Source organism: Streptomyces sp. 8L, from assembly GCF_020176795.1.
In the GTDB taxonomy this organism is placed as follows: domain Bacteria; phylum Actinomycetota; class Actinomycetes; order Streptomycetales; family Streptomycetaceae; genus Streptomyces.
Map to the genome: position 1 here is coordinate 1 of NZ_JAIUKE010000521.1, position 1,919 is coordinate 1,919.

A 1,919-nucleotide genomic window follows, 5' to 3' on the forward strand; every position below is an offset into this window, starting at 1 on the left:
GCCGGGGTGAACTCGTCACCCCCACCGGGGCCCTGAGCCCCCGGCGCCCGGGCCCCCCCCCCCCCCCCCCCCCGGGGGGGCCCCCCCCCCCCCCCCCCCCCCCCCCCCGCTCCATGAACTGCCGACGAACCGTCAGACCTCGACCACCACGGGCAGGATCATCGGGCGCCTGCGGTACGTGTCCGAGACCCACTTGCCCACCGTGCGGCGGACCAGCTGCTGGATCTGGTGCGGGTCGGAGACACCGTCCTGGGCCGATCTCGCGATCGCCTCGTCCACCTTCGGCAGGACCGCGGCGAACGCCGCGTCGTCGATGCCGGAGCCGCGTGCCTGGAAGTGCGGTCCCCCGACGACCTTGCCGGTGGTGGAGTCGACCACCACGAACACCGACACGATGCCCTCGTCACCGAGGATGCGGCGGTCCTTGAGGGAGGACTCGTCCACATCGCCCACCGACAGGCCGTCCACGTAGACGTATCCGGCCTGGACCTTGCCGGTGATCTTCGCCTTGCCGTCGACCAGGTCGACCACGACACCGTCCTCCGCGATGACGATGTGGTCCTTGGGAACTCCGGTCAGCGCCCCCAGTTCGGCGTTGGCCCGCAGATGGCGCCATTCGCCGTGGACCGGCATGAGGTTCTTCGGCCGGCAGATGTTGTAGAAGTACAGCAGCTCGCCCGCGGACGCGTGGCCCGAGACATGGACCTTCGCGTTCCCCTTGTGGACGACGTCGGCGCCCCACCGGGTCAGGCCGTTGATGACGCGGTAGACCGCGTTCTCGTTGCCCGGGATGAGCGACGACGCGAGGATCACGGTGTCGCCCTGGACGATCCGGATCTGGTGGTCGCGGTTCGCCATACGGGACAGGGCCGCCATGGGCTCGCCCTGGGAGCCCGTGCAGACGAGCACGACCTCGTGGTCCGGCAGGTCGTCCAGCGTCTTGACGTCGACCACGAGCCCCGGTGGGACCCTGAGATAGCCGAGGTCCCGGGCGATGCCCATGTTGCGGACCATCGAGCGGCCGACGAAGGCGACCCTGCGCCCGTACTCGTGTGCCGCGTTCAGGATCTGCTGAATCCGGTGCACGTGGCTGGCGAAGCTCGCCACGATGATGCGCTTGTTCGCGTTGGCGAAGACCTGGCGCAGCACCCCGGAGATGTCCCGCTCGGGCGGGACGAAGCCGGGGACCTCGGCATTGGTGGAGTCCGCCAGCAGCAGGTCGATGCCCTCGTCGCCGAGCTTGGCGAAGGTGGGCAGGTCCGTGAGCCTGCGGTCCAGCGGAAGCTGGTCCATCTTGAAGTCGCCGGTGTGCACGGCCATGCCCGCGGGGGTGCGGATGGCGACGGCCAGGGCGTCCGGGATCGAGTGGTTCACGGCGACGAACTGGCAGTCGAACGGGCCGATGCGCTCGCGGTGCCCTTCCGCCACCTCCAGGGTGTACGGACGAATCCGGTGCTCCTGGAGCTTCGCCTCGATGAGAGCCAGGGTCAGCTTGGACCCGATGAGCGGGATGTCGGGCTTCAGGCGCAGCAGGTACGGCACGCCGCCGATGTGGTCCTCGTGGCCGTGCGTGAGAACGACGCCCTCGATGTCGTTCAGCCGGTCCTTCAGGATGGTGAAGTCGGGCAGGATCAGGTCGATGCCCGGCTGCTCCTCCTCGGGGAAGAGGACGCCGCAGTCGACGATGAGCAGGCGCCCGCCGTACTCGAACACCGTCATGTTGCGGCCGATCTCGCCGAGGCCACCCAGCGGGGTGACGCGGAGGCCGCCCTTGGGCAGCTTCGGCGGAGCGCCGAGTTCGGGATGCGGATGACTCAAAAGACTCTCCTCACCACGGGGGGGGGGGGGGGGGGGGGGGGGGGGGGCGGGGGGGGGGGGGGGGGGGGGGGGGGTGTGGTTTGTTAAAGGGGGGGGGAGGG

1 protein-coding gene is annotated in these 1,919 nt (G+C 70.1%); it reads right to left on the reverse strand.

All coding sequences use genetic code 11. The features are described from left to right. Positions 1–132: 132 nt before the first annotated feature. A complete protein-coding gene (locus LCE31_RS33095) occupies positions 133–1,818 on the reverse strand; it encodes a ribonuclease J (RefSeq protein WP_225021055.1) in 1,686 nt (561 codons plus the stop codon). Positions 1,819–1,919 lie beyond the last annotated feature (101 nt).